Annotated in this window: 23 protein-coding genes and 5 tRNA genes; 16 read left to right on the plus strand and 12 right to left on the minus strand. The window is 65.9% G+C overall.

What is annotated here, in order from left to right; translation table 11 throughout:
- Positions 1-8 precede the first annotated feature (8 nt).
- The 4 genes from GEV37_RS02565 to GEV37_RS02580 all read right to left on the minus strand — a co-directional run bounded on the left by GEV37_RS02565 (position 9) and on the right by GEV37_RS02580 (position 3,646).
- Positions 9-1,292: a TRAP transporter large permease gene (locus GEV37_RS02565; RefSeq protein WP_227388607.1), complete on the minus strand. Its 1,284-nt coding sequence runs from the start codon at positions 1,290-1,292 to the stop codon at positions 9-11.
- A 4-nt stretch (positions 1,293-1,296) separates the two neighbouring features.
- Positions 1,297-1,857 (minus strand): TRAP transporter small permease, encoded by a 561-nt coding sequence (locus GEV37_RS02570; protein ID WP_227388608.1) that lies wholly within the window; start codon positions 1,855-1,857, stop codon positions 1,297-1,299.
- Positions 1,858-1,909: 52 nt separating this feature from the next.
- Positions 1,910-2,890 (minus strand): TRAP transporter substrate-binding protein, encoded by a 981-nt coding sequence (locus GEV37_RS02575; protein WP_227388609.1) that lies wholly within the window; start codon positions 2,888-2,890, stop codon positions 1,910-1,912.
- A 297-nt stretch (positions 2,891-3,187) separates the two neighbouring features.
- Entirely contained in the window at positions 3,188-3,646 is a 459-nt protein-coding gene (locus GEV37_RS02580) for a GlcG/HbpS family heme-binding protein (protein WP_227388610.1), read from the minus strand.
- A 192-nt stretch (positions 3,647-3,838) separates the two neighbouring features.
- On the opposite strand from GEV37_RS02580, the gene GEV37_RS02585 reads away from it, so the two are divergent.
- The 5 genes from GEV37_RS02585 to GEV37_RS02605 all read left to right on the plus strand — a co-directional run bounded on the left by GEV37_RS02585 (position 3,839) and on the right by GEV37_RS02605 (position 8,992).
- The gene (locus GEV37_RS02585; protein ID WP_227388611.1) at positions 3,839-4,519 is read left to right on the plus strand and encodes a GntR family transcriptional regulator; all 681 of its coding nucleotides are present in this window, start codon (positions 3,839-3,841) and stop codon (positions 4,517-4,519) included.
- Between the two features lie 110 nt (positions 4,520-4,629).
- On the plus strand, positions 4,630-6,129 hold the full coding sequence (gene glcD, locus GEV37_RS02590; protein ID WP_227388612.1) for a glycolate oxidase subunit GlcD: 1,500 nt from the start codon (positions 4,630-4,632) through the stop codon (positions 6,127-6,129).
- Positions 6,130-6,174: 45 nt separating this feature from the next.
- Complete coding sequence (gene glcE / locus GEV37_RS02595; protein ID WP_227388613.1) at positions 6,175-7,272, plus strand: glycolate oxidase subunit GlcE; 1,098 nt, start codon at positions 6,175-6,177, stop codon at positions 7,270-7,272.
- A gap of 12 nt (positions 7,273-7,284) precedes the next feature.
- Positions 7,285-8,514 (plus strand): glycolate oxidase subunit GlcF, encoded by a 1,230-nt coding sequence (gene glcF / locus GEV37_RS02600; protein WP_227388614.1) that lies wholly within the window; start codon positions 7,285-7,287, stop codon positions 8,512-8,514.
- Positions 8,515-8,590: 76 nt separating this feature from the next.
- Positions 8,591-8,992, plus strand: a complete 402-nt coding sequence (locus GEV37_RS02605) for a heme-binding protein (RefSeq protein WP_227388615.1) — start codon at positions 8,591-8,593, stop codon at positions 8,990-8,992.
- 153 nt (positions 8,993-9,145) lie between these two features.
- Here the strand turns inward: GEV37_RS02605 and GEV37_RS02610 are convergent.
- The 5 genes from GEV37_RS02610 to GEV37_RS02630 form a co-directional block, all read right to left on the minus strand.
- A tRNA-Asp gene (locus GEV37_RS02610) sits at positions 9,146-9,222 on the minus strand.
- 43 nt (positions 9,223-9,265) lie between these two features.
- Positions 9,266-9,341, minus strand: a tRNA-Val gene (locus GEV37_RS02615).
- A 40-nt stretch (positions 9,342-9,381) separates the two neighbouring features.
- A tRNA-Asp gene (locus tag GEV37_RS02620) sits at positions 9,382-9,458 on the minus strand.
- Positions 9,459-9,492: 34 nt separating this feature from the next.
- A tRNA-Asp gene (locus tag GEV37_RS02625) sits at positions 9,493-9,569 on the minus strand.
- A 43-nt stretch (positions 9,570-9,612) separates the two neighbouring features.
- Positions 9,613-9,688: transfer RNA gene (locus GEV37_RS02630), tRNA-Val, on the minus strand.
- 277 nt (positions 9,689-9,965) lie between these two features.
- Here GEV37_RS02630 and ccoN point away from each other — a divergent pair.
- From ccoN to fnr, 11 genes are all read left to right on the plus strand, one after another.
- Positions 9,966-11,408, plus strand: coding sequence for a cytochrome-c oxidase, cbb3-type subunit I (gene ccoN / locus GEV37_RS02635; protein ID WP_227388616.1), 1,443 nt, complete (start codon positions 9,966-9,968; stop codon positions 11,406-11,408).
- Entirely contained in the window at positions 11,398-12,006 is a 609-nt protein-coding gene (gene ccoO, locus GEV37_RS02640; protein ID WP_227388617.1) for a cytochrome-c oxidase, cbb3-type subunit II, read from the plus strand. Before ccoN ends, ccoO begins: the two co-directional genes overlap by 11 nt.
- Positions 12,006-12,182, plus strand: coding sequence for a cbb3-type cytochrome oxidase subunit 3 (locus GEV37_RS02645; RefSeq protein WP_227388618.1), 177 nt, complete (start codon positions 12,006-12,008; stop codon positions 12,180-12,182). Before ccoO ends, GEV37_RS02645 begins: the two co-directional genes overlap by 1 nt.
- Positions 12,179-13,123, plus strand: coding sequence for a cytochrome-c oxidase, cbb3-type subunit III (ccoP, locus tag GEV37_RS02650; RefSeq protein WP_227388619.1), 945 nt, complete (start codon positions 12,179-12,181; stop codon positions 13,121-13,123). Before GEV37_RS02645 ends, ccoP begins: the two co-directional genes overlap by 4 nt.
- A gap of 93 nt (positions 13,124-13,216) precedes the next feature.
- Positions 13,217-14,566, plus strand: coding sequence for a cytochrome c oxidase accessory protein CcoG (gene ccoG / locus GEV37_RS02655; protein ID WP_227388620.1), 1,350 nt, complete (start codon positions 13,217-13,219; stop codon positions 14,564-14,566).
- A gap of 3 nt (positions 14,567-14,569) precedes the next feature.
- Positions 14,570-15,085: a FixH family protein gene (locus GEV37_RS02660; protein ID WP_227388621.1), complete on the plus strand. Its 516-nt coding sequence runs from the start codon at positions 14,570-14,572 to the stop codon at positions 15,083-15,085.
- Positions 15,082-17,484 (plus strand): heavy metal translocating P-type ATPase, encoded by a 2,403-nt coding sequence (locus GEV37_RS02665; protein WP_227388622.1) that lies wholly within the window; start codon positions 15,082-15,084, stop codon positions 17,482-17,484. The genes GEV37_RS02660 and GEV37_RS02665 overlap by 4 nt, the downstream gene beginning before the upstream one ends.
- Complete coding sequence (ccoS, locus tag GEV37_RS02670) at positions 17,481-17,675, plus strand: cbb3-type cytochrome oxidase assembly protein CcoS (protein ID WP_227388623.1); 195 nt, start codon at positions 17,481-17,483, stop codon at positions 17,673-17,675. Before GEV37_RS02665 ends, ccoS begins: the two co-directional genes overlap by 4 nt.
- On the plus strand, positions 17,672-18,367 hold the full coding sequence (locus GEV37_RS02675; RefSeq protein WP_227388624.1) for a sulfite exporter TauE/SafE family protein: 696 nt from the start codon (positions 17,672-17,674) through the stop codon (positions 18,365-18,367). The genes ccoS and GEV37_RS02675 overlap by 4 nt, the downstream gene beginning before the upstream one ends.
- A gap of 109 nt (positions 18,368-18,476) precedes the next feature.
- The gene (gene hemN / locus GEV37_RS02680) at positions 18,477-19,883 is read left to right on the plus strand and encodes an oxygen-independent coproporphyrinogen III oxidase (RefSeq protein WP_227388625.1); all 1,407 of its coding nucleotides are present in this window, start codon (positions 18,477-18,479) and stop codon (positions 19,881-19,883) included.
- A gap of 42 nt (positions 19,884-19,925) precedes the next feature.
- A complete protein-coding gene (gene fnr / locus GEV37_RS02685) occupies positions 19,926-20,666 on the plus strand; it encodes a fumarate/nitrate reduction transcriptional regulator Fnr (RefSeq protein ID WP_227388626.1) in 741 nt (246 codons plus the stop codon).
- Here the strand turns inward: fnr and ttcA are convergent.
- The 3 genes from ttcA to GEV37_RS02700 all read right to left on the minus strand — a co-directional run bounded on the left by ttcA (position 20,663) and on the right by GEV37_RS02700 (position 24,111).
- Positions 20,663-21,559 carry a tRNA 2-thiocytidine(32) synthetase TtcA gene (ttcA, locus tag GEV37_RS02690; protein ID WP_386111261.1) on the minus strand — a complete coding sequence of 299 codons (897 nt, stop codon included), beginning with the start codon at positions 21,557-21,559 and terminating at the stop codon, positions 20,663-20,665. The genes fnr and ttcA overlap by 4 nt on opposite strands.
- A gap of 85 nt (positions 21,560-21,644) precedes the next feature.
- Entirely contained in the window at positions 21,645-22,289 is a 645-nt protein-coding gene (locus GEV37_RS02695; protein WP_227388628.1) for a 3'-5' exonuclease family protein, read from the minus strand.
- A gap of 4 nt (positions 22,290-22,293) precedes the next feature.
- Entirely contained in the window at positions 22,294-24,111 is a 1,818-nt protein-coding gene (locus GEV37_RS02700) for a putative nucleotidyltransferase substrate binding domain-containing protein (RefSeq protein WP_227388629.1), read from the minus strand.
- Positions 24,112-24,261: the final 150 nt, after the last annotated feature.

The raw sequence follows: 24,261 nt of genomic DNA on the forward strand, positions 1-24,261 counted from the left end.
AACGGGCTCTACCCGTAGATGAAGTTCACCAGCGCCAGGGCGAACGCGGGAATGTAGGTATTGATCATGAGAATCGTGAACAGCACCGCGATGAACCACAGGTTCGTCTTCGAGGTCGCCCAGATGTCCGACTTGGCGATCGAACACGAGGCGATCAGTACGCTGGCCACCGGCGGCGTCTGCTGGCCGATGGCCAGGTTCAACGTCACGATCAGGCCAAAGTGCAGCGGATCGATCCCCACCTCGATCACCAGCGGCAGCACGATGGGCACCACCAGGATGATGGCCGCCGCTGAGTGCAGGAAGATACCCAGGATCAGGAAGATGATGTTCAAGAGTGCCAGGATGATGTACTTGTTGCTGGTCCAGTCGCTGATCTGCATGGCGATGGCCTGGGGCACCCGGGTCTCGGTGAGATAGCCGCCCACCACCGCCGAGGCCGCCACCAGGAGCATCACCACCGCGGTCTGTACCCCGGCGCTCTTGCAGGAGTCGATGAAGTTCTTGATGGTGAACTCGCGATACACCACGGCGCTGATGAAGATGGCCACGCACACGGCGAGCGCCGCGCCCTCCGTCGCGGTGACAAAACCGCCGAAGATACCGCCGAGGATGATGACCGGAATCAACAGCGCCCAGACCGCTTCCTTCAGCGCAAGCCAGAGCTGGGAGACGCGAAAGCGCCCTTCCGAGGGGAAATCGTACTTGCGCGCCAGGTAGTAGCACATCGCCGCCAGGCCCATGGCGCCCAGAAGCCCCGGGAAGATCCCCGCGACGAACATCTGCACCACGGATTCCCCGGACATGACCGCGTAGAGGATCATGGGAATCGAGGGCGGCAGGATGATCGCCAGACTCGCCGCCGAGGAGGAGATCGAGGCGGCGAACTCTTTCGAGTAGCCCTTCTTGCGCATGGCGGGAATCAGGATGCTGCCGATGGCCGACACCCCGGCCACGGAGGAGCCGGAAATCTCGGCAAAGAAGACCGAGGCGCCGATGGTCACCATCGAGAGCCCGCCCTTGATGAACCCCACCATCGCCATGGCCAGATCGATCAGCCGCCGGGAGATGCTCGAGGCGTTCATGATCGCACCGGCCAGGATGAACAGCGGAATCGCGATGAGCGGGAAGTTGGTCGCGCCTTCGAACATGGTCATGCCGACGGTGGGCATGGCCATGCTGCCGTAGGTCATGAAGGTGGCCACCGTCCCGACCAGCGCGAGCGCGACCGCCACGGGGACGTTGATCAGAATCAGCACGATCAGCGCCAGAAAGATATACAAGATGACCATGGGATTATCCTCGCTGCTGTGTGCTGACGGCTTCGACTTCCTCGGCATCGATGCCGGCTTCCTCGAGCTCGTGGTCGATAAAACCTCGGCCGCGGGCGTGCTTGACGACCTCGGGCAGGCGCAGGATTTCGGCGATGATGAACAGAACCGATGCCACGGGGATGGCGGACTGGGTCACTTGCATGGAAATGGAGGGCAGGCTCACCATGTTCACCCCGTCGAGAATCAGGATGACCTGGTAGCTCGCCAGCCCCAGAAAGACGAAGAAACCGATGGTGATGGCCTCCGCCAGCAGCGCCACGGGCACGCGTACCGAGGGCGGGCACATGTTCAAGACGCTGGGGCAGGTGATGTGCGCGCCTTTCGCCGCAGCCAGGGCCGTACCGTAGTAGGTCACCCAGGCCAGCAGCACCGCCGCGAGCTCGTCGTACCAGCTCAGCGGCGAACCGAGATAGCGGGTGACGAATCCGATGGTCACCACCGCCGCCAGGGCAATGACCAGCACGACCACGATCGCTTCAAGAAAGGCGAAGTACGCCGTCTTGAACCTGTTGAAAGTACTCATTGAACTCTCCCGAGCCGACGGGCACCCGGGAGGGCGCCCGACACGAAGGTGATTACTCGCCGCGTAGCGCGTTGACCTGGTCGATCAGCGCCTGTCCACCGTCCACTTCGCTGGCGAATTTCTCGTAGATCGGCTGGGAGGCATCGGAAAACGCCTGGAAGTCCACCTCGTTGACGGTCATGCCCTCTTCTTCCATCCGCGCCAGGAGCTCATCGTCCAGCCGCGCGCCCTCCTCGAGAGCAAAGTCCTCGAGCTCGAGCGCTACCTCCTCGAGTACCGTGCGCACCTCGTCGGGCAGACGGTTCCAGCTCGCGCCGGCGACCAGATAGGCCGGGGTATAGACATGGTTCGACATGGAGAGATACTCCTGCACTTCCTGGAAGCGCGAGGAGTAGGTCTGGATCAAGGGGTTTTCCTGACCGTCCATCGCGCCAGTCTGCAGGGCCACGAACACCTCGGAAAGCGACATCGGCGAGGGGGCGGCGCCATAGCTTCGGAACATCTCGATACGCCAGACCCCGCTCGGGGTACGCAGCTTTATGCCCTCGAGATCCTGGGGCACGTTGATGGGTCGCACGTTGTTGGTGATCTGGCGAAAGCCGTTCTCCCACACCCCGAGCAGATGGAAGCCGCGGGCCTCGGCGGCATCCGCGAGCGGGCCGTGCACCACCTCGTCGCGCACCCGCTTCATGTGCTCCCGGTCCTCGATCAGGTAGGGCATTTCGAACAGTGCGAACTGCTCGTTTTCGGAGCTCATCACCGTGGAGGGGATAGTCAGATCGAGAGAACCCAGGCGCAGTCGACGTAGCATCGATTCGTCCCCGCCGAGCTGGCTGTTGCCGTACACGCTCACCTCTGCCACGCCTTCCAGGCGCTCGTTGGCAAGCTCGGCGAAGCGGTTGGCGGTGATCTCGAAAAGCGACCCGGGCCCACCGACGTGACCCAGGCGTATTTCGGTGTTGGCGCTGGCGCCAAGGGCGCCCAGGCCCAGGGAGATGGCGGCCGCCACGATTGCAGGTTTGAAGAAAGTCATAGAGCACTCCAGGTGAACACTTGTTGTTGTTGATTCGTCACCATCGCAGCATGGGGCCGGATGGCGCCCGTCGAACGTGAGCAAGCTCGCCCTGCAAGCCAACCCCGTCGATCTCGATATTGTTGTGAGTCCTTGCCGTGACACCGCTTCAATTTGAATTCAAAATTCAAAATTAGGTATTAAACTTTCGTCTTTGCACCTCTGCTGCAAGGCTAACTCGCTGATTCGCTGTCGAACTCGAGACGAAAAAAAGCGGCGCCAATGGGGCGCCGCTTCCAAAAAACCATCAAATTGTGGTCAGGGTGCCAGCCCATAATCCAGCTGCGCAGCCTCGATGCCCGCAATCGCCACCTGCTGATCCTCCTCCGAGGAGGCGCCGCTGACGCCCACGGCACCGATGACACATTGGCGATCGTCGAGAATGGGAACACCGCCCGCCACCGGCACCACTTGCCCTTGTGAGGCGGCGGCCACGCTTGCCAGAAACGCCGTCCGCTCCTGGTTGCGCTCGCCGATGACGCCGCTGGCGATCCCCATGCCGAGCGCCGCAAAGGCCTTGCCCTTGGCGACGGGAAAGCGTAACGGGCCGCAGCCATCCTCGCGCTCGGCGGCGATCAGGTGTCCGCCTGCATCCAGTACCACCAGGGTGAGCGGCGGCAGATCGAACTCGCGAGCCTTCTCCACGGCGCCTTCCAGAAGGCGCCGGGCCTGACTACGGGTCAGTTGAACGCTGGCATGATAGACGTTGCTAGGCATGAAAACTTTCCTTTATCGTTATGATTGGATGGAGGAACTCGAATTCTTGCCGGCGGAAGGATTTGTCAACCGCCACGATTTGAATTCATAATTATATTTGCAGAGGACTGAGCGTGACGCCAGTCTGTCATCGAGCGTTGACCGCCGCCAGAAGGGCACGGAACGTGAGCGCCATGTTGAAAGGACAGTTCCATGACCAAGATTTTGCAGCGCAACTTGTATCGCGAGGTGGCCGACCGAATTGGCGACTTGATCGAGCATGGCGAGCTGGCGCCGGGCGAGCGGATTTCCGAACGAGAACTGTGTGAACGATTCGGCGTTTCACGCACGCCGCTTCGCGAAGCGCTCAAGGTGCTGGCCGCCGAAGGGCTGATCGAGCTTCTCCCCAATCGCGGCGCCCGAGTGGTGCGACTGACCTTCAAGAGCGTCAAGGACACCTACGACCTGATGGCCGCCCTGGAAGGACTCTCAGGAGAGCTCGCCTGCCAGCACATCAGTACCGCCGACATCCGCAGCATCCGCGCGCTGCATGATGCGATGCTCGCTCACTACGAGGCGCGCGATCTGACCAGGTACTTCGAAGTGAATCGGCAGATTCACGAACGCATCCTGGCCGCCTCCGACAACCCGGTGCTGCAGGAGATGTACAGCAATCTCAGCCAGCGGGTGAAGCGCGTACGCTACTCGAAACAGATGACCGACACCTTCTGGAAACGCGCCGTCGAGGATCATGAGCAGATGATCGACGCACTCGAAAAACGCGACGGCCAGAAACTCGGTCAGGTGCTGCGCGAGCATTTGTGCAACAAGATCGAGATCGCCACCCTTGCCGGGGTGATCGAGGAGGAAGACCCCGGGGCCGCGCGCGCCTAGCGCCCCGGCGTAGACTGGACAGCCCCACGAAAAAGGCCCAGATTGATCGGTATCAGCGGTGAAAAGCCGCCCATCACGACACAACAAGTACGCCAATCACAGGATGGGACATGAATATTCTTTTCGATCCGCGCCTCGACGGCGAGCTGGTCGGGCGCGACAAGCACGAGGTCCTAGAGGCGCTTTGGCGCGCCGCCCCGACCCTGACCCTGCTCCATCGCGAGGAGGATCTGCGCCCCTTCGAGTGCGACGGCCTGGCCGCCTACCGGGTGCTGCCGATGCTGGTGGCGCTGCCGGAAGACCTCGCTCAGGTCGAGGCGCTCTTGAAAGCGTGCTTCGCGCTCGGCGTGCCGGTGGTCACCCGTGGGGCGGGCACCGGGCTCTCCGGCGGGGCGCTGCCGCTGGAACAAGGCGTTCTGCTGGTGATGTCGCGCTTCAACAAGATCATCGAGGTCGACCCGGACGCGCGCATCGCCCGCGTCCAGCCCGGGGTACGCAACCTGGCGATCTCCGAGGCCGCCGCGCCTTACGGGCTCTACTACGCCCCGGATCCCTCCTCCCAGATCGCCTGTTCGATCGGCGGCAACGTGGCGGAGAACGCCGGCGGCGTGCACTGCCTGAAATACGGGCTGACCGTGCACAACGTGCTGCGCGTCGACGTGCTGACCATCGAGGGCGAGCATATGACGCTGGGATCCAATGCCTTCGATGCGCCGGGGTTCGATCTGCTGGCGCTGTTCAACGGCTCGGAAGGCATGCTCGGCGTGATCACCGAGATCACGGTGAAGCTCTTGCCCAGGCCGACCGTCGCCAAGGTATTGATGGCGAGCTTCGATGACGTCGAGAAGGCCGGTCGCGCGGTCGGCGATATCATCGCCGCCGGCATCGTGCCCGGCGGGCTCGAGATGATGGACAAGCTCGCCATCGAGGCCGCCGAAGACTTCGTGCACGCAGGCTATCCGCTGGAGGCCGAGGCGATCCTTCTGTGCGAGCTCGACGGCGTCGAGGCGGACGTGGACGACGACTGCGAGACCGTGCGCCAAGTGCTGGAGAAGGCTGGCGCCACCGCTATCTCCCAGGCCCGCGACGAGGCCGAGCGGGCCAAATTCTGGGCCGGGCGCAAGAACGCCTTTCCCGCGGTCGGGCGCATGTCGCCGGACTACTACTGCATGGATGGCACCATCCCGCGCAAGGAGTTGCCCCGGGTACTCAAGGGGATCGCGGCGCTCTCCGAGGAGAGCGGCCTGCGAGTCGCCAACGTCTTTCATGCCGGTGACGGCAACATGCACCCGCTGATCCTGTTCGATGCCAACAAGGAGGGCGAGCTTGCGCTGGCCGAGGATGTGGGCGGCAGGATTCTCGAGCTGTGCGTCGCCGCCGGCGGCTCGATCACCGGCGAGCACGGCGTGGGCCGCGAGAAGATCAACCAGATGTGCAGCCAGTTCCAGGCGGACGAGATCACCGTGTTCCACGCGGTGAAGGCGGCCTTCGATGACAAGCGCCTGCTCAACCCGGGCAAGAACATCCCGACGCTCGCCCGCTGCGCCGAGTTCGGCGTCATGCATGTGCACAATAACGAACTGCCCCACCCGGAGCTGCCGCGCTTCTAGAAAGGCCGCCGCGAACGAGAGCGTGAACAGGAGAAAGGAACGACCATGACCGAACCCGCCACACCGGCGCCGGATCGCGACATCAGCGAGGCGCTTTGCCAGCAGGTCGCCAACGCCCATCGGACCCGCGCGCCGCTACGTATCGTCGGCGGCGACACTCGCGACTTCTACGGCCGCCCGGTCGAGGGCATCGATCTCGATATCCGTGAGCACAGCGGCATCGTCTCTTACGATCCGGTCGAGCTGATCGTCACGGTGCGCGCCGGCACGCGCCTCGACACACTGGAAGCCGCGCTCGACGCAGAGCAGCAGCGACTCCCTTTCGAACCGCCACGCTTTGGCACGCGCAGCACCATTGGCGGGGCCGTTGCGACCGGGCTTTCCGGCCCGCGCCGCCCCTGGGCGGGTGCTACGCGGGATTTCGTGCTGGGTACCCGCGTGATCACCCAGGAGGGCAAGCGCTTGCGCTTCGGCGGCGAGGTGATGAAGAACGTCGCCGGCTACGACGTCTCGCGGCTGATGGTCGGCGCCCAGGGCACGCTTGGCGTGCTCGCCGACATCTCCTTCAAGGTGCTGCCCAAGCCCGCCGCGACTCACAGCCTGCGCCTGGACGATATCGCCATCGACAAGGCGCTTTCACTGCTGGCCACGCTCGGCCGTGAGCCGCTGCCGATCACCGCCGCCGCCTGGCACGAAAACGCGTTGCTCCTTCGCCTGGAAGGCGGCGAAAGCTCGGTGAAGGCGACTCGTGATCGCCTGGGCGGCGAGCCGCTCGCACCTGCGTTCTGGGACGCGCTTCGCGATCATCGCCTCGATTTCTTCACCCTCGACGACGGCGAGACGCTGTGGCGTGCCTCACTCCCACCCAACACGCCGCCGCTCGCACCCGACGTTGGCCTGGCAACCCTCTACGACTGGGCGGGCAGCCAGCGCTGGATCAAGACCCGGGACGGCGAGGCGCTGCGTCATGCCTGCCAGAAGGTTGGCGGCCACGCCACCTGCTTCACGCCTGCCGCTCGCGGCGGTGCGCCGTCGCCCTTCACGCCGCTTGACCCCGTGCTCGAGAAGTATCACAAGCGGCTCAAGGCCGAGCTCGACACGCACGGCATCTTCAATCCGGGCCGGCTCTACGCGGGGCTATAAGGAGAGCTTTTCATGCAGACGCACTTTACCGACGCCGACCGCCAGAAGCCGCATATCCAGGAAGCCGAGCGCATTCTGCGCACCTGCGTGCACTGCGGCTTCTGCAACGCCACCTGCCCCACCTATCAACTGCTGGGTGACGAGCGCGATGGCCCTCGCGGTCGCATCTACCTGATGAAAGAGCTTCTGGAGAGCCCGGAGGGCGATACCGAGGTGACCGAGGAGACGCGGCTTCATCTCGACCGCTGCCTGACCTGTCAGAACTGCGAAACCACCTGCCCCTCCGGCGTGGAGTACCACAAGCTTCTGAACATCGGCCGGGCAGAGATCGAGCGCCGGGTGCCCCGCTCCGCCGCCGAGCGCGCCGAGCGCTTCGCCCTGCGCAAGATGATGGTCGACCCCAAGCGCTTTCAGGCACTCTTGAAGCTGGGCCAGACCTTCAAGCCCCTGGTACCTGCCAAGCTCAAGAGCAAGATGCCCCCGGCGCCGGTGGAGGCAGGTCATCGCCCCAGCACCCGCCATTCCCGCCAGATGCTGATTCTGGAAGGCTGCGTGCAGCCCGGGCTCTCGCCCAACACCAACGCCGCCACGGCCAGGCTTCTCGATCGGCTCGGCATCGGCCTGACGCCGGCTTTCGAGGCCGGCTGCTGCGGGGCGATCGATTTTCACTTGAATGCCCAGGAGGCGGGCCGCGCGCGCATGCGCGCCAACATCGACGCCTGGTGGCCGCATATCGAAAGCGGTGTGGAAGCGATCGTGCAGACCGCCAGCGGCTGCGGCGCCTTCGTCAAGGAGTACGCCGAGATGCTGAAGGATGACCCGGCCTACGCCGAGAAGGCAAAACGCGTCAGCGCCCTGGCGAAGGATATCGTCGAGATACTGCGCGAGGAGCCGCTGGAAACACTCGGCGTCAATGCGCACAAGCGCCTGGCGTTTCACTGCCCTTGTACCCTGCAGCACGCTCAGAAACTCGGTGGCGCGGTCGAGGGTGTACTGACTCGGCTCGGCTTCCAATTGAGCCCGGTCCAGGATGCGCACCTGTGCTGCGGCTCGGCGGGTACCTACTCGATCACCCAGCCGGAAATCGCCACGCAGCTTCGCGACAACAAGCTCAATGCGCTGGAGGCCGGCGACCCGGACATGATCGTCACCGCCAATATCGGCTGCCAGACCCACCTGGCGAGTGCCCGGCGTACCGCCGTGCGCCACTGGGTGGAAATCGTCGACGCTGCGCTCGGCTGAAACATTTACCGGTGCCAGGCAACGACAACGATAACGATAACGATAACGATAACGATAACGACAAAAGGAAACCACGATGAAAACCAAAGCCATACTGAGCCACACCGATGTGATCGCCATGCTCGACGCCGCGCAGCAGGAGGCCGAGCGCCAGCAGTGGGCGGTCACCATCGCCGTGGCCGACGATGGCGGCCACCTCCTCGGCCTTCGCCGTCTCGACGGCGCCGCCCCCTTCAGCGCCGAGGTGGCCACTCACAAGGCGCGCAACGCCGCCGTCGGGCGCAAGGAGACTCAGGTGTTCGAGGAGATGATCAACGGCGGGCGCACGGCCTTCGTCTCGGCGCCGCTCACGGGCATGCTCACCGGCGGGGTCCCGGTCATGATGGACGGCCAGGTGATCGGCGCCGTCGGCGTTTCCGGCGTCAAGCCCGAACAGGACGTGCAGATCGCCAAGGCCGGCGTCGCGGTCATCGACTGAGCGTCAGGTACGTCGACAAAGCCCTGGGCGAAGGCCCGGGGTTTTCGCATGCACGATCGAAAAGAACGCAAAACGTTCGAGCGAAGATGGCTCGAAGAAGATAGATAGATAGATAGATAGATAGAGGGAAAATACTGCAGGAAGGAAAATCGATGGCGGACCGGACGAGACTCGAACTCGCGACCTCCGGCGTGACAGGCCGGCATTCTAACCGACTGAACTACCGGTCCACTTTAAAATCGACCACTTGATCGCGGTTCAGGCGCTTTCAAATGGTGGGTGGTACTGGGTTCGAACCAGTGACCCCCAGCTTGTAAGGCTGGTGCTCTCCCAACTGAGCTAACCACCCGATGACCGCATCGAGGATGCTGGGTCGGTGTGTATCATCGTGGCGGACCGGACGAGACTCGAACTCGCGACCTCCGGCGTGACAGGCCGGCATTCTAACCAACTGAACTACCGGTCCACTTGGCGACGATACGGGGCAACAAACGTGATGATGGCGGACCGGACGAGACTCGAACTCGCGACCTCCGGCGTGACAGGCCGGCATTCTAACCAACTGAACTACCGGTCCACTACATTCACGGTTACTGCTGATACGTGTCCAACTCATTGCATGGTGGGTGGTACTGGGTTCGAACCAGTGACCCCCAGCTTGTAAGGCTGGTGCTCTCCCAACTGAGCTAACCACCCGCTGGTCACGTGGCGCTGCATTCTACAGGGTTCGGTCCGGGTGTCAATACGCTCGTTGAATTTTTGATTCAAATTAGCGTGTTGCCGCCTTCGCACGATCCACTGCCCGAGCGCCGACGCAGAATGCCGCAACCGCCTCGTCGCGTCAATCAAAACTGTCACAAAGCGCGTGACACAAAGCCCGGCGCGGTTTCCTGCCACAGGCTATTTAGCTTGGCGTTCCGCTGGGCTAGACTCGCCCAGGGCCTGCACCTGTGCCGCCCTCGATCACCGCGTCATGGAGACGACCTTGTCAAACCTTCCCGCCTATAACTACACCGTGGTGCGCCAGTTCGCGCTGATGACCGTGGTGTGGGGCATCGTCGGCATGTCGGTGGGGCTATGGCTTGCCGCCCAGCTGGTCTGGCCGGAACTCAACCTGGGACTTCCCTGGACGAGCTTCGGCCGGCTGCGGCCCTTGCACACCAACCTCGTGATCTTCGCCTTCGGCGGCTCGGCGCTTTTTGCCACCTCCTACTACGTGGTGCAGCGCACCTGTCAGACGCGACTTTACAGTGATCGACTCGCCGCCTTCACCTTCTGGGGCTGGCAGGCGGTGATCGTCGCCGCACTGGTGTCGCTCCCCCTGGGCCACACCACCACCAAGGAGTACGCCGAGCTCGAGTGGCCGATCAGCATCCTGCTGGCGGTCGTGTGGATCAGTTATGCCATCGTGTTCCTGATGACGCTCAAGCGACGCGCCACCTCGCATATCTATGTCGCCAACTGGTTCTATGCCGCGTTCATCCTGACCGTGGCGGTGCTGCACATCGTCAACAACGCCGCCCTTCCGGTCACGCCGATGTACTCCATCTCGCTCTACGCCGGCGCGGTGGATGCCATGGTGCAGTGGTGGTACGGCCACAACGCGGTGGGCTTTTTCCTCACCGCCGGGTTTCTGGGCATGATGTACTACTTCGTGCCCAAGCAGGCCGAGCGGCCGATCTACTCCTACCGGCTGTCGATCGTCCACTTCTGGGCGCTGATCATGATCTACATGTGGGCCGGTCCTCACCACCTGCACTACACGGCGCTACCGAGCTGGGCCCAGTCGCTGGGCATGGTGATGTCGATCATCCTGCTGCTGCCCTCCTGGGGCGGCATGATCAACGGTATCATGACGCTTTCCGGGGCCTGGCATAAGCTGCGTACCGACCCGATCCTGCGTTTTCTGGTCACCGCACTCACCTTCTACGGCATGGCGACCTTCGAGGGGCCGATGATGGCGATCAAGACCGTCAACGCCTTCTCCCACTACACCGACTGGACCATCGGTCACGTCCATTCCGGGGCGCTTGGCTGGGTGGCGATGATCACCATCGGTTCGCTCTACCACATGATTCCGCGCCTCTACGGGCGCACCCGAATGCACTCCACCGCGCTCGTCTCGCTGCATTTCTGGCTCGCCACCGTCGGTACGGTGCTCTACATCACCGCCATGTGGGTCAACGGAGTCGTTCAGGGGCTGATGTGGCGGGCGATCAACGCCGATGGCACCCTGACGTACCGTTTCGTCGACGCCGTCGAGGCGAGCCATCCGGGCTACGTGGTGCGCCTTCTGGGCGGCGCGCTGTTTCTGGCGGGCATGCTGGTGATGGCCTACAACGTCTACCGCACCCTCGAGCGCCAGAAGACGCCAGAGCGCGCTATCGAGCCCGCCGGAGGCCGCCATGAAGCATGAGCTGGTCGAGAGAAATACCGGCCTTCTGGGCGCGCTGATCCTGGTGGCGATCAGCTTCGGTGGGCTCGCCGAGATCGTGCCGCTGTTCTTTCAGAAGGACACCACCGAACCGGTGGAGGGCCTCAGGCCGCTCACCGCCCTGGAGCTCGAGGGGCGCGACATCTACCGCCGCGAAGGCTGCGTGGGCTGCCACTCGCAGATGATTCGCCCGTTTCGCGCCGAAACCGAGCGCTATGGTCACTACAACGTGGCCGGCGAAGGGCTTTACGAGCACAACTTCCTGTGGGGCTCCAAGCGTACCGGGCCGGATCTTGCCCGGGTGGGCGGGCGCTACACCGACGAGTGGCATCGCCGGCACATGTACGACCCGCGCGACGTGGTGCCGGAATCGATCATGCCCGCCTACCCGTGGCTGTTCGAGCGCACGCTCGATGGCCGCGCGACGCCGGCCAAGATGCGCGCCTTGAAGCGCCTGGGCGTGCCCTACGCCGAGGAGGAGATCGCCGCCGCCCGGGGCGAGGTCGAAGGTGTACCCGAGATCGACGCCCTGATCGCCTACCTGCAGCAGCTCGGCACGGTGCTGGAGGGTGCGCGCTGATGGATACCGGCACCTTGCGCGGCGTGATCACGTTCATCTTGCTGCTCGCGTTTCTCGGCATCGTCGTCTGGGCCTACTCGCGGCGGCGCCGAGAGGCCTTCGACGAGGCGGCCAACCTGCCCTTCGCCGACGACGAGTACGATGCCCATCAGGATGAGCCCGAGGAGCGCCCATGAACGCCCTGTGGGACGACGCGTTGCCCGGTTTCTGGAGCGCCTGGATCATCGTGCTGACGCTGACCACCCTCGGGCTCGTGGTGTGGATCGTGGTGGCCAACGACGGGCGCGCCCCCGGCGCAAGCCAGGACGCGCCCGCCGACACCGGGGCCGATGGCATCGAGGAGTACGACCATCCGCTGCCGAGGTGGTGGTTCTACCTGTTCGTGGCTACCGTCGTCTTCGCCCTGGCGTACCTGCTGCTCTACCCGGGGCTCGGCAATTTTCGGGGCTTGCTGGGCTGGACCCAGGAGGCCCAGTGGGAAGAGGAGATGGCCAGGGCCGACGAGCGCTTCGGACCGATCTTCGCCCGCTACCAGGACGTGCCGATTCCCGAACTTGCCCGGGACGAGGCGGCGATGCAGATCGCCGGGCGCATCTTTGCCAACAACTGCGCCATGTGCCATGGCGCGGGCGCCCAGGGCGGCGACGGTTTTCCCGACCTGACCGACGACGACTGGCTCTACGGCGGCGACCCCGAGGCGCTCGTCACCTCGATCGCCCAAGGCCGGCGCGGCGTGATGCCTGCCTGGGCGCAGCTCGGCGATGAGACCCTCGAGGCACTCACCCAGTACGTGCTGGCGCTCGCCGGGCGCGACCACGAGACCGATCTCGCCGCACGCGGCGGTGAACACTTCGCCCGTTTCTGCGTCGCCTGCCACGGCGCGGACGGCACCGGCAACCAGATGCTCGGCGCGCCGAACCTGACCAACGACATCTGGCTCTACCGGGCGCCCGGGCAGCGCGTGGCAGAGGCGATCCACCAGACACTGGCCGAGGGGCGCCGTGGTCACATGCCGCCCCAGGCGCCGTTCATCGGCGAGCAGCGCGTGCACCTGGTGGCCGCCTACGTCTACAGCCTGCGTCTACGCTCGCCAGGCGAAGCACCGAGCGTCGAGTGAGCGGGCCCTGACGTAACCCGAGGCAACGAAGCCCGGCGCGATCGTTGCTATGCTAGCCCACACCCGCACCCCTTGTGAGACGATCCGGAGCCAATGCAGCCGATACCCGCCCAGGACATCACGCCCTCTGCTACCGCGCCACCGCGCGGGCGGCTCTACGTGCGCGAGAGCAAGGGGCGCTTCCAGCGCCTGCGCCGGGCCCTGAACGGCGTCTTGATGACGGCGTTTCTGCTGTTGCCGTGGCTCTCCTGGCGGGGCCAGGCGCTGGTCTGGCTGGACATCGCCGGGCGCGAATTTCACCTGTTCGGCGCCACCTTCCACCCGCAGGAGTTCGTCGTGCTGGCGCTTGCACTCATCGCCGCCGCCTTCGGGCTGTTCGCCGTTACTGCCCTGGCGGGGCGGGTGTGGTGCGGCTACGCCTGCCCCCAGAGCGTGTGGAGCTTCGCCTTCATGTGGGTGGAGCACCGCCTGGAAGGCGCGCGCCACCGGCGCCTGCGCCGCGACCGCCACTCGACCGCCGTCCATCGCGTCCGCAAGGCGCTCAAGCACGCCATCTGGCTTGCCCTGGCGCTGGGCACCGCCGTCACCGTGGTGGGCTACTTCATGCCGATCGAGGCCCTGCTTGTCGAGCTGGTCACGTTCGAGGCCGGCGGCTGGGCGTTTTTCTGGGTCGGGTTCTTCACCCTGTTCACCTATCTCAACGCCGGCTGGCTGCGTGAGCAGGTATGCCTCTACATGTGCCCCTACGCGCGTTTTCAGGCGGTGATGTACGAGCGCGACACGCTGATCGTCGCCTATGATGCGGCCCGCGGCGAGCCTCGTAATCATGCGACCGGCGACTGCGTCGATTGCCAGGTGTGCGTGCAGGTCTGCCCCACCGGCATCGACATCCGCGACGGGCTGCAGTATGCCTGCCTGCAGTGCGGCGCCTGCGTGGACGCCTGCGACGCGGTGATGACACGGCTCGACCGCCCCACGGGGTTGATCGGCTACACCACCCAGAGCCGTCTCGAGGGCCGGGCCGGCAAGCACCTTCGCCCGCGCCTTCTGGGCTATCTCGGGGCACTCGCGGTGGTGCTGGTCGCGCTCGTCGTGCTGCTCGGCCAGCGGGTGCCGGTCGGCTTCGAGGTGGAGCGCCCGAGGGCGTCGCTCTACACCACCACCGACGCCGGCGAGATTCGCAACGTCTACCGCCTGACGGTACGTAACCTCGACACCACCGCGCACCGCTTTCGGCTGAGCGCGACGGGCATCGACGGCGCGCGCCTGGATGTCCAGGCCATCGACGTACCGGCGGGAGAAAGCCGCAGCCAGGTGGTGAACGTCACCGCCCCCGCCGAGGGGCTCGCGCCGAGCCAGCCGCTCTCCCTGCGCCTGAGCGCCGAACAGGGCGACCTGCAGGCCGAGCGCGAGACGCGCTTTCTCGGCGGCGAGAGGAGATAGCCCATGAACGCCTCCACGCCGCCACCCTGGTACCGCCAGTTCTGGCCCTGGTTTCTGCTCGGGCTTCTGCTCTCGTCGATGCTGGTGAGCACGGGCTTCGCGATCATCGCCACGCGAAGCTTCGACGGCATGGTGGTGCAGGAGGACTACTACGAGCACGGCAAGGCGATCAACACGCGCCTGGCCAAGGACGAGCGCGCCCGGGCGCTGGGGCTTGCCGCGACGCTGGCCATCGATTCGGTCACCGGCGACGTGGTGCTCGACTTGAGCGGCGAGGCGCGCCCCGAACGCCTCGTGCTCGCCTTGATATTTCCCACTCAGGACGACCGCGACGCCCAGGTGGTGCTCACCCACCGCCGCGACGGACGCTACGTCGGCCAGCTCGAGACCCGGCTGCGCCACCGCTGGTACCTGACCCTCACCCCGGAAGCTTCGGCGGACTGGCGCCTGCGCGGCGAGATCACCCTGCCAAGTGATGCCGCCGTGGCGCTCACCCCCGGCGGGAGCGAGGCGCCATGAGTGCTCCCTGCTATCACTGCGGCACGCCGGTACCCGACGGCGCCCCCTGGCGCATCGTGATCGACGAGACCCCGGAGCCGCTGTGCTGCCCGGGCTGCGAGGCGGTGGCCCACGCCATCGTCGAGGGCGGGCTTGCCAACTACTACCGCTACCGCACCGAGCTTTCGCCGCGCCCGGCGGTGGACGAGGCTCGACCCCAGACCTGGGCGGCCTTCGACCACCCGGACCTTCAAGCGCAGTTCGTGCACGCCGGCGACGGCCAAGCGAGCGCCACGCTTGCGGTGGAGAACATCACCTGCGCCGCCTGCGCCTGGCTGATCGAGCACCGTCTCAACGCCCTGGCGGGTATCACCCAGAGCGCGGTGAACCTGGCCGAGCACCGCCTGCGGGTGAGCTGGGACCCGACGGTGCTGTCGCCCTCGCGGATATTTGCCGAGCTCGCCGCCATCGGCTACGACGCCCTGCCCTTCGAGCCGGACAGCGCCTACCGGCGCCAGCAGCGCGAGGAGCGCATGACCGTGCGCCGGCTGATCGTTGCCGCGGTGGGCATGATGCAGGTGGTGATGTTCTCGATCCCGCTTTACGTCGCCGGCCCCGGCGAGCTCGACGCGGGGATGAACGCCCTGTTTCACTGGCTGTCGCTCGCGCTCACCACGCCGGTGGTGCTGTTCTCCGCCCGGCCCTTCTTTCGCGAGGCCGGGCGGGCGCTTTTTCATCGCCGCCTCACCATGGAGGTGCCGGTGGCGCTCGCCATCGGCGGGGCGTACCTGGCGAGCCTCTACGCGGTACTGGCCCGCCACGGCGAGGTCTATTTCGACTCGATCGCCATGTTCACCTTCTTTCTGCTGTTCAGCCGCTACCTCGAGGCGCGCACGCGCAGAAAAAGCGGCCAGAGCGGCAACGCCCTGGCCGGGGCGCTGCCCGCCGCCGCGCTGCGCCTCGACGCCGACGGCCATGAGCAGGTCGTGCCGGCGAGCCACCTGAAACGCGGCGACCGCATTCTGGTCAAGCCCGGGGCCAGCGTGCCCGCCGACGGCGTCATCGAGCAGGGCGAATCAAGCCTCGACGAGTCGATGCTCACCGGCGAGCACCTGCCGGTGACTCGGCGCCCGGGCGAACGGGTCACCGGCGCCAGCCACAACATGGAGAACGCGCTGACGGTACGCGTCACCCAGGCGGGGGGCGAGACGACGATCTCCGCCATTCTGGAAGTGACCGATCGCGCCTTCGCCGCGCGCCCGGCGCTGGCGCGCCTGGCCGAGCGCATGGCCCACCGCTTCGTGCTGCGCCTGCTGCTGGTGAGCCTCCTGGTGGCGCTGGCCTGGAGCGTGATCGACCCTGGCCGGGCGTTCTGGGTGACACTCTCGGTGCTGGTGGTGACCTGCCCCTGCGCCCTGGCGCTGGCCGCCCCGACGGCGCTGGCCGCCGGCCACGGACAGCTCAAGCGGCGCGGCGTGCTGATCACCCGGGCGGACACTCTGGAAGCGCTGGCCGGCATCACCCACGTGGTGTTCGACAAGACCGGCACGCTCACCCGAGGCGAGATGCGCCTCAAAGCCACCCTTGCCGTCGACGACACCCTCGAAGCCCCGCGGGCGCGGGCAATCGCCGCCGCCCTCGAGGCGCACTCGGAGCATACCATCGCCACGGCGTTTCGCCCGTTCAAGACGCCCGCGCTTGCCGCCGAACGCGTGACGCGCCACCCGGGCTTCGGACTCGAGGCGAGCCTCGAAGGGGCCATCTGGCGCCTGGGACGGGCGAGCTTCGCCGCCGGGCACGAACTCACCCCGCCCGAAGGGCCCGGCCTGTGGCTGCTGCTGAGCGAGGACGGTGCGCCGCGCGCCTGGTTCGCCCTGGAGGACTTTCCCCGCGAGGACGCGCTCGAGACGGTCGCCAGGCTCAAGGCTCAGGGGCTTTCCGTGGAGCTTCTCTCCGGCGATACCGCGTCCGCCGTCGAGAGGCTGGCCGAGGCGCTGGGCATTTCGCGTTGGCAGGCCGAGGCGACGCCCGAGGGCAAGCTCGACCGGCTGCGCGCCCTGCAGGCCGAGGGCGCACGGGTGCTGATGGTGGGCGACGGCATCAACGACGTGCCGGTACTGGCCGGCGCCGATGTCGCCATCGCCATGAACGGCGCCACCGACCTGGCCCGTACCCGGGCGGATGCGCTGCTGCTGAGTCCGCGACTGATGCGTGTGAGCGAGGCCGTCGAGATCGCCCGGGCCACCCGACAGGTGATGCGCCAAAACATGGCCTGGTCGGTCGCCTATAACGCCGTGGCGCTGCCACTGGCCGCCCTCGGGCTCGTGGCGCCATGGCTCGCCGCACTCGGCATGTCGCTGAGCTCGCTGGTGGTGGTGGGCAACGCCTTGCGCCTGACCCGGCGTCGGGTGAACGCATGACGATCCTCTATCTTCTGATACCGCTGTCGCTGGTGCTGCTGGGCCTGGCGGTCTGGGCGTTCTTCTGGGCAGTGAGCAACGACCAGTTCGAGGACCTGGAGAGCCCCGCCCACCGCATCCTGTTCGACGACGACCTGCCCGCGCCGCCGGTCAGGCGCCGCCCGGACGCCACCGAGGAGCCACCGCCATGAATCCCGTCGGTCTGGATCTTCCGCCCCTGCTCGCCGCCTTCGTGTTCGGCCTGCTGGGCGGGGCGCACTGCATCGGCATGTGCGGCGGCATCATGAGCGCGCTGACCTTCGCCGTGCCGCCGAGCATGCGCAGTCCTGCCCGCCTGGCGGGGCTTTTGCTCGGCTACAACGCCGGGCGCGTGGCAAGCTACATGGTGGCCGGGGCGCTGGCCGCGGGGCTCGGCACGCTGGTGTCGCTCGCCCCCGCTGCCCGGGCGGCGCTACAGGCGCTCGCCGCCATGATGCTGATCCTGATGGCACTCTACATCGCCCACTGGTGGAAGGGGCTTTTGGCACTCGAAGCCCTCGGGCGGCGGCTCTGGCGCCACGTCGAGCCGGTCGGGCGACGGCTGATGCCCGTGGTTCACCTGCCCCAGGCGTTCGCGCTGGGGGCACTGTGGGGCTGGCTGCCCTGCGGGCTGGTCTACTCGATGCTCGCCTGGAGCCTGGCAAGCGGCGCACCGGCCCAGGGGGCGCTGCTGATGGGCGCCTTCGGGCTCGGCACGCTGCCGGCGGTACTGGCCACCGGCGTGGCCGCCCGCTCGCTTTCCGGGCTCATTCGCCACCCCGCCACGCGCACGCTGGCAGCCCTTTCGATCATCGCTTTCGCCCTCTACCAGCTCTGGGCGCTGGTGCTCCACGCGCTCCACTAGCGTCTCGCCGCTTTATTGACCCAGCTCAATCCGGCCTCATCGCCTTCGCGCTAGCATGGCACGTCACCGTCGAAAACCGCCGGTGCCTGCCATCTGCCCGGGAGCCTTCATGCCCAACCGCGCTCACGCCATGTCGTCCTTTGCCCCCGTCTGGGACGAGGCGCTTCTGCGTCGCTACGACAAGAGCGGGCCGCGCTACACCTCCTACCCGACGGCGCTGGCCTTTCACGAGGCGTTCACGCCTGCGGACTTCACTCAGGCGCTGGCGCGCAGCAATACAGGTCGCCGGGGGCTGTCGCTCTACGTGCACATTCCGTTCTGCGAGAAGATCTGCTTCTACTGCGCCTGCAACAAGATCGCTACCAAGAATCGCCAGCTCGCCGAGCCCTACCTTTCGCGCCTCGACCGCGAGATGGTGCTCGCCGCGCGCCACGTCGATACCTCGCGCCCGGTGGAGCAACTCCACTGGGGCGGCGGCACGCCGACCTTCCTGACGCTTGCCCAGATGGGTGACCTGATCGATCGGCTCGACGCCCGTTTCGGGCTCTCGAGCGACCCGGGCCGCGACTACGCCATCGAGATCGACCCGCGCGAGGCCGACGTGTTTACCCTGCGCCACCTGCAGTCGCTGGGCTTCAACCGGCTGAGTCTGGGAGTGCAGGATCTCGACCGCGACGTGCAGCGCGCGATCAACCGCGTTCAGCCGAAACAGTTGACCGAGACCCTGATGGACGAGGCGCATCGGCTTGGTTTCGGCTCGCTCAACGTGGATCTGATCTACGGCCTACCGCGCCAGAGCGAGCCGCGCTTCGCGGCGACCCTCACCCAGGTGATCGAACTCGCCCCGGCGCGGCTTTCGCTGTTCAACTACGCCCACCTGCCGACGCGCTTCGCCCCCCAGCGGCGCATCGATGAGGCCGAGCTGCCCGGCGCCGACGAGAAGCTCGCCATTCTGCGCAGGAGCATCGAGATGCTCGACCGGGCGGGCTACGTACATATCGGCATGGATCACTTCGCCCGCCCCGAGGACAGCCTGGCCATCGCCCAGCGAAACGGTACGCTCCAGCGCAATTTCCAGGGCTACTCGAGCCACGCCCAGTGCGACCTGATCGGTCTCGGGGTCTCGGCGATCTCGCGCGTGGACGACGTCTACGCCCAGAACCCGGTACGCCTGGACGATTACGCTGCTGCCCTCGACGACGGGCGTCTGGCGATCTGCAAGGGTCTGCGCCTGAATGACGACGACCTGATCCGGCGCGAGGTGATCGAGCGGCTGATGTGCGACATGCGCATCGATCTTGCCGCTATCGGCGAGCGCTTCGCGATCAATGCGGCGAGCTACTTCGAGACATCGCTCGCCGCCCTGGAAGAGGCCGAGCGTGACGGCCTGCTCACCCGCGACGGGCTTGTCCTCGAAGCGACCCCGGTGGGCCGGCTTTTGATCCGCCATCTGGCGATGGCGTTTGATACCACCCTGACACAGCAGTCCCCCGCGCGGTACTCTAGGATTTTATAGCCTGGGTTCGATCACGTCGCGGGTATAAAAAAGGAGAAGGTGATGCCGATTTCCGCCAGCCAGCGCCGCTCGCTTGCCCAAGCGCCGCGCTGCCAGACCTGCAGCCTGAGTTCGCTGTGCCTGCCCCTGGCGCTGCAGATCGAGGATATCAGCCAGTTCGATGCGATCATCCGCCGCCGCGCCCCGCTGAAGAAGGGCGAAGCGCTGTTTCACCAGGGCGAGCGCTTCTCGAGCGTCTTCGCGGTGCGTTCGGGGAGCCTCAAGCAGGTGACCAGCGAGGGCAACGGGGAGGACCAGCTCACCAATTTCTACCTGCCGAGCGAACTGGTGGGCCTCGACGGCATCGACGACGAGTGCTACCCGGGCAGCGTCGTGGCCCTCGAGACCACCACGGTGTGCGAGATTCCCTTCAAGCATCTGGATGCGCTTTCCGAACAGCTTCCCGAGCTTCGAGGCCAGCTCTACCGCAGCATGAGCAAGGAGCTGCGCGACGACCGGCGCATGATGCGCCTTTTATCGCGCAAGACCGCCGACCAGCGCCTGGCCACCTTCCTCACAACGCTGTCGGATCGCTTTCGCCGCCGCGGCTACTCGCCCTACAGCTTCCGGCTCTCGATGGCGCGCGCGGACATCGGCAACTACCTGGGGCTCGCCGTGGAAACCGTCAGCCGTATCCTGAGCCGGCTGCAGAGCCAGCAGGTGGTGGCGGTTTCCGGTCGCGAGGTGAACATCCTCGACATGCCGAGACTGATCACCCTGGCGGACGAAGAGACGCCGACCTAGACGTTGAAGGCCTGAATGCGCCCGGCCATGAGCTCGGCCTGACGCTCTTCAAGCCGCTGGAAATCGAACAGCGCGCGGTCGGCGAGCTGCGAGGGGGAGACGTTGGTGACCGCCTTGAACATGCTCTCGAGCCGGCCCGGGTACTTCCTGTCCCACTCGGCGAGCATCGCCTTGACGTTCTGGCGCTGCATGTTGGGCTGCGAACCGCACAGGTTGCAGGGAATGATCGGAAACGCCATCAGCCGCGAGAACTCGGCGATGTCCGCCTCCTTGCAGTAGGCAAGCGGCCGGATGACGATGTTCTTGCCGTCGTCGGACAAGAGCTTGGGCGGCATCGCCTTGAGCGAGCCGCCGAAGAACATGTTCAAAAAAAGCGTCTCGAGGATGTCCTCGCGGTGGTGGCCCAGCGCGATCTTGGTCGCGCCGATCTCCTCGGCGAAGCCGTAGAGCGAGCCGCGACGCAGCCGCGAGCAGAGCGCGCAGGTGGTCTTGCCCTCCGGCGTCTTCTCCTTGACCACCGAGTAGGTGTCGCGCTCGAGGATGTGGTACTCCACGCCCTGGGCGTCGAGGTAGCGCGGCAGCACGTGCTCGGGAAAGCCCGGCTGCTTCTGATCGAGATTCACCGCCACCAGCGAGAAGTTCACCGGCGCATTGCGCTGCAGGTTGCGCAGGATCTCGAGCATCGTGTAGCTATCCTTGCCGCCGGACAGGCACACCATCACCCGGTCGCCCTCGTCGATCATGTTGTAATCGAGGATGGCGTTGCCCACTTCGCGACGCAGCCGCTTCTGCAACTTGTTGAATTCGCGCTTCTGCTTGGCGTCGTGGTCCGCCGACGCGCTCACGAAGGCGGGGTCGGCAACGACGGGATCGAAATGATCGGGCTGCTGCATGTCGGACTGCTGCATGGTATGGGCACTGCCGGTGGTGGAGATGAAGGGCGCCATTTTAGCAAGTCTGCCCGTGTCACCCAATACGCTAGGCGTGCAGGGCGGCGTCGCGCTGCAGGCGCATGTAGAGAAGCGCGCAGGCGCTCGCCTCGCCGAGCAGCGACGCCCCGCCGGGCGCGGGCAGCCGGGAGCGGGCGAGGGCCTCGCCGAAGCTTGCCGGGCCCACGGGCTCCAGGTGGGAGCGACGCAGGGTGCGCTGGTAGAGCTTGGCGACGTCCACCTGGGTGTTGGGCAGCTCGAACCCGAGCCGGTCGCTCAACAGCCGATTGATGGGCGCCATGGCGTCGCAAAGCCCCCACCCCACCACCGGACGATTGCCGATGAACTCGGTCAGCGCGCCGACGTTTTCCGGACTCGACGGCAGCAGCGACGCGGTGCCGTGGCGCTGGAGCGTCGCGTGCCGCGTGCGGCCCGGGTCGGCCAGGGTGACCACCCAGGCGCTGCGGGTATGCACGCGGCGCTCGTCGAAGACCACTGCCGCCACGCTGAGGATGTCGGCGTCGGCGTCGGCGTCGGCGGTGCGCAACGCCAGCGCCACCAGCTCCTTGCCAAGGTAGGGGTGAAACAGCCACTCGAAGGGCGTGCCCATGCAGCGGCGCCGGTCGCTTTCACGCTTGAACACCGTGCGCAGCGAGCCGCCGAACAGGGCGAAGTGTCGATCCATGAAACGCATGCCGCTATGAATACTCCAGATGGTAACGATGGCTCAGGCGCGCCTTGAACTCCTTGACGATGTGCAGCGCCTCTCGCAGCAGGTCGCGCTCGAGCGACGACAGCGACTGAACCACCACGCGGTTGGTCGGGGTGGCGGCGCTCTTGCCAGCCTCGCCGAGCTGGCCGCGCAGGCGAAGCTCGGTGAACAGCGCCAGCGCTTCGCCCACATCGCTTGCAAAGCGCCGCTCCAGGCGGCCATCGTCGGCCAGCGCCTCGAGACGCTCGAAGGTGCCGGTCGCCGGAATGCGGCGCTCCAGCGCCATGGTGCGCACGCCGTGGACGAGTGGGAAGATGCCGCCCTTCTTGATATCGATGCCGTGTTCGCGCTTCTTGAGCGAGCCGAACAGCGTCAAGGGCGTCGAGAAGCGCAGCGCCGCCCGGGCGAAATGGCTCAGCAGCAGCTCGTCATCGGCGCAGCGGCGAAACAGCGCCGCCTGCACACGCTCGGCAAGGCTTGGGTTGCCGGCGACCGCGTGGGCATCGAGCATGATCGCGATCTTCATGAGGCTGTCGCCGTCGCGCCGCCGTGCCCAGCCCTCGATGCGCTCGCACCAGGTCGCGACACTGCCCACCCAGGCGGGGTTGGAGACCATGATGTCGCCGGGGCACGACGGGTAGCCGAGTTCGATCAGCGTACGGGTGAAGCCCTGCATCTGGGCGGGTGCGTCCTCCCAGTCCACGTCGTCGGCGAGGATCAGGGCGTTGTCCTGGTCGGTCTTGAGGATCTGCTCGCCGCGCCCTTCGCTGCCCATCACCACCAGGCAGCACTGGTTCTCCGGTGGGTCCTGCACGCTGAAGTGCCATGCCTTTTGAATGATGCGCCCGTTGATCGCGGCCAGAAGCTCCATGACGAAGCGCAGCTTCACGCCCTGGGCCATCAGCGCCTGGACGAGCTCCGGCGTGCGCCGGCTCGCCTCGGCAAGCGCCTCGAGATCGGCGGCCTTCTCGATCTGCAGGCCGACCACGTAGCTGCGGCTCGAGAAGTAGCTCAGCACGTCGGTGAGCTCGACGACGCCATGAAGGGTGTCGCCTTCCATGACCACCACCCGCGCCACCCGTTGGCGGGTCATGGTGATCAGCGCCTCGAACAGGTATTGACCGGGCTGCACCACCACCAGGGTGGTGCGGGCAAGGCTTTCAAGCGGCGTCGCCTGGGGTTTGCCATCGAGCACCAGCGCGCCCAGCAGATCGGTCTTGGTGATCATCCCAAGCTGCCCGTCGGTGCGCACCAGCAGGCTATCGGCGTGATGATCGAACAAGGTGGCCACCGCCGCGTGGATGTCCGCTTCGCCCTCGAGCACGATCGCCCCGCGCAGACACTCGCTCACCCGGGCCAGCATGAACCCGGCCATGGTGACCCCGCCCGCCGCCCGACGCTCGGTCAGAAGCCGCGCCTTGTGCGAGAGCGACTGGCGAAAGAAGCCTTCGAAGTCCGGGTAGTCGCGACACAGCGCCATGAACTCGGCGCCGGGAAGCACGTAGCAAAGCGTCTCCTGCTCCGCCTCGAAGCGATAGCGGCTCTTGCCGTTGAGCAGGCTGATCGCGCCGAACAGATCACCTGCGGTGTAGTGGGCGATGCGCGCCTGCGCCTGGGGCAAGGTGGGGTCGAGCTCGGCGACTTCGCCGCGATGGATGATGAACACGCCATCGACGGCGTGCTGCATTTCCACGATGATGTCGCCGCTGTCGAAATAGGCCAGATCGAGAGTGCCGCGCACGCGCTCGCGGCCGGCTTCATCGAGCAGGGAAAAGGGCAATCTGGATAGATCGACCTCGATCATGAGTCACTCCGGTTGATCATGCGACAACGTACCGACCACGTGAAGGCGCTACTTCAAGCCATGAAGCAAAGGTCTCATCGACGCGAGTAAAAAACTATTCCTATCGGTTCTCGACACCCTTGCACGCAGAACTACCGGACTAAAGTCTAT

Source organism: Vreelandella malpeensis, from assembly GCF_020622355.1.
Lineage (GTDB): Bacteria > Pseudomonadota > Gammaproteobacteria > Pseudomonadales > Halomonadaceae > Vreelandella > Vreelandella malpeensis.

Excerpts from the sequence above, each read along its gene's own strand:
- GEV37_RS02565 (WP_227388607.1), bottom strand. The coding sequence starts at position 1,292 with ATGGTCATCTTGTATATCTTTCTGGCGCTGATCGTGCTGATTCTGATC.
- GEV37_RS02570 (WP_227388608.1), bottom strand. The coding sequence starts at position 1,857 with ATGAGTACTTTCAACAGGTTCAAGACGGCGTACTTCGCCTTTCTTGAA.
- GEV37_RS02575 (WP_227388609.1), bottom strand. The coding sequence starts at position 2,890 with ATGACTTTCTTCAAACCTGCAATCGTGGCGGCCGCCATCTCCCTGGGC.
- GEV37_RS02580 (WP_227388610.1), bottom strand. The coding sequence starts at position 3,646 with ATGCCTAGCAACGTCTATCATGCCAGCGTTCAACTGACCCGTAGTCAG.
- GEV37_RS02585 (WP_227388611.1), top strand. The coding sequence starts at position 3,839 with ATGACCAAGATTTTGCAGCGCAACTTGTATCGCGAGGTGGCCGACCGA.
- glcD (WP_227388612.1), top strand. The coding sequence starts at position 4,630 with ATGAATATTCTTTTCGATCCGCGCCTCGACGGCGAGCTGGTCGGGCGC.
- glcE (WP_227388613.1), top strand. The coding sequence starts at position 6,175 with ATGACCGAACCCGCCACACCGGCGCCGGATCGCGACATCAGCGAGGCG.
- glcF (WP_227388614.1), top strand. The coding sequence starts at position 7,285 with ATGCAGACGCACTTTACCGACGCCGACCGCCAGAAGCCGCATATCCAG.
- GEV37_RS02605 (WP_227388615.1), top strand. The coding sequence starts at position 8,591 with ATGAAAACCAAAGCCATACTGAGCCACACCGATGTGATCGCCATGCTC.
- ccoN (WP_227388616.1), top strand. The coding sequence starts at position 9,966 with ATGGAGACGACCTTGTCAAACCTTCCCGCCTATAACTACACCGTGGTG.
- ccoO (WP_227388617.1), top strand. The coding sequence starts at position 11,398 with ATGAAGCATGAGCTGGTCGAGAGAAATACCGGCCTTCTGGGCGCGCTG.
- GEV37_RS02645 (WP_227388618.1), top strand. The coding sequence starts at position 12,006 with ATGGATACCGGCACCTTGCGCGGCGTGATCACGTTCATCTTGCTGCTC.
- ccoP (WP_227388619.1), top strand. The coding sequence starts at position 12,179 with ATGAACGCCCTGTGGGACGACGCGTTGCCCGGTTTCTGGAGCGCCTGG.
- ccoG (WP_227388620.1), top strand. The coding sequence starts at position 13,217 with ATGCAGCCGATACCCGCCCAGGACATCACGCCCTCTGCTACCGCGCCA.
- GEV37_RS02660 (WP_227388621.1), top strand. The coding sequence starts at position 14,570 with ATGAACGCCTCCACGCCGCCACCCTGGTACCGCCAGTTCTGGCCCTGG.
- GEV37_RS02665 (WP_227388622.1), top strand. The coding sequence starts at position 15,082 with ATGAGTGCTCCCTGCTATCACTGCGGCACGCCGGTACCCGACGGCGCC.
- ccoS (WP_227388623.1), top strand. The coding sequence starts at position 17,481 with ATGACGATCCTCTATCTTCTGATACCGCTGTCGCTGGTGCTGCTGGGC.
- GEV37_RS02675 (WP_227388624.1), top strand. The coding sequence starts at position 17,672 with ATGAATCCCGTCGGTCTGGATCTTCCGCCCCTGCTCGCCGCCTTCGTG.
- hemN (WP_227388625.1), top strand. The coding sequence starts at position 18,477 with ATGCCCAACCGCGCTCACGCCATGTCGTCCTTTGCCCCCGTCTGGGAC.
- fnr (WP_227388626.1), top strand. The coding sequence starts at position 19,926 with ATGCCGATTTCCGCCAGCCAGCGCCGCTCGCTTGCCCAAGCGCCGCGC.
- ttcA (WP_386111261.1), bottom strand. The coding sequence starts at position 21,559 with ATGCAGCAGCCCGATCATTTCGATCCCGTCGTTGCCGACCCCGCCTTC.
- GEV37_RS02695 (WP_227388628.1), bottom strand. The coding sequence starts at position 22,289 with ATGCGTTTCATGGATCGACACTTCGCCCTGTTCGGCGGCTCGCTGCGC.
- GEV37_RS02700 (WP_227388629.1), bottom strand. The coding sequence starts at position 24,111 with ATGATCGAGGTCGATCTATCCAGATTGCCCTTTTCCCTGCTCGATGAA.